Raw genomic sequence first — 1,464 nt, forward strand, 5'->3', positions numbered from 1 at the left:
CGCGCGGCGAACTGGTCGAGCGTTCGCGCGCGCTGGCGCGGCGGCTGGGCTTCGACCGCATGTCGTTCCTGAATCTCACCGTGGCCGAATCGGCGCAGGCGAGCGAACTGCCGGAGCAGATCGACGTGGTCACTGCGCTGCACGCCTGCGACACCGCCACCGATGACGCCATCGCCTTCGGACTGGCCAAGAAGGCGCGCTGCATGGTGCTCGTGCCCTGCTGCCAGGCCGAAGTGGCGGCCTGCCTGCGCGAAACCAAGGCGCTGGCGCTCTCGCGTACACCGCTGGCAGAGCTGTGGCGCCATCCGCTGCATACGCGCGAAATCGGCAGTCAGCTCACCAACGTGCTGCGCTGCCTGTATCTCGAAGCCAACGGTTACAGCGTCACGGTGACCGAACTGGTCGGCTGGGAGCACAGCATGAAGAACGAACTGATCCTGGCGCGCTACACCGGGCAGCGCAAAGCGAGTGCGGCGACTCGGCTGCGCGAGCTGCTGGCGCAGTTCGGGCTCGACACGCTGGGCGACACGCGCTTCCGTCTCGCCTGAACGCCGGCGCGCAACTCGCGTCCGCATACCCCATGGCCCGCCTTCCCCGCCTCACGCTGGCCGACATGCCGCACCACGTGATCCAGCGCGGCAACAACCGTCAGCCGATCTTCGTGGACCGCGCAGACCACGAGAAGCTGCTCGCGCTGCTGGCCGAGAACGCCACGCGCTTCGGCATCGCGCTGCACGCCTATGTGCTGATGGACAACCACTTCCACCTGCTGGCCACGCCCAACAGCACCACCGGCCTGCCCCAGTTCATGCAGTCGGTGGGCCGCAGCTACGTGCGCTATTTCAACGATCGCCATGGCCGCAGCGGCACGCTGTGGGAGGGGCGCTACCGGTCGACGCTGATCCAGACCGACCGCTACCTGCTGACATGCATGGCCTACATCGACCTCAACCCAGTGCGGGCGGGCATGGTGGCCGATGCGCGCGACTTTCCGTGGTCCAGCCACGGCCACTACGCCGGCCTGCGGCACGACCGGCTGCTGACGCCGCATCCGCTGTATTGGGAGCTCGGCAACACGCCGTTCGCGCGGGAGGCCGCGTATGTCGAGTTGGTGCGCGCAGGGGTACGCGCCGCTGACCAGAGCGCGCTGACCGAGGCCACCTTGCGGGGCTGGGCTGCAGGCGACGACGATTTTCTCGATGACCTGCAGAAGTCCACCGACCGCCGCGTGGTCAAAGCCAAGGCCGGCCGGCCGCCCTCGAACAGTTCATCCTGAACTGAAAAGCGGCGCCAATTCATCGCACCGGTTGGCCTTTGTGCTCCTGTTTTTGATATGTCCCCAATTTAATTCCGATAAGAAAACTCAACATTTAATAAGAATCTGACCCCTATTAAAGTGTTTGGCATTCTTTGTGCATCGCAATATGCTCCCTTTCCCTGCGAAAACTGAAGGAGCGCGCCCAT

2 protein-coding genes are annotated in these 1,464 nt (G+C 64.9%); both read left to right on the forward strand.

Features of this window, described 5'->3' with window-relative positions:
* Positions 1-548, forward strand: a 548-nt coding sequence (locus ACSFA3_RS23130; protein ID WP_435507786.1) for a class I SAM-dependent methyltransferase, incomplete at its 5' end; no start/stop codon positions are given.
* Positions 549-580: 32 nt separating this feature from the next.
* Positions 581-1,276, forward strand: coding sequence for a transposase (locus tag ACSFA3_RS23135; protein WP_435472146.1), 696 nt, complete (start codon positions 581-583; stop codon positions 1,274-1,276).
* The last annotated feature ends 188 nt before the right edge of the window (positions 1,277-1,464 follow it).

This window comes from Variovorax glucosi (genome assembly GCF_051216695.1).
GTDB lineage: Bacteria > Pseudomonadota > Gammaproteobacteria > Burkholderiales > Burkholderiaceae_C > Variovorax.

Bases quoted from the DNA above. Each gene is read 5' to 3' on its own strand.
- ACSFA3_RS23135 (WP_435472146.1), top strand. From the start codon at position 581: ATGGCCCGCCTTCCCCGCCTCACGCTGGCCGACATGCCGCACCACGTG.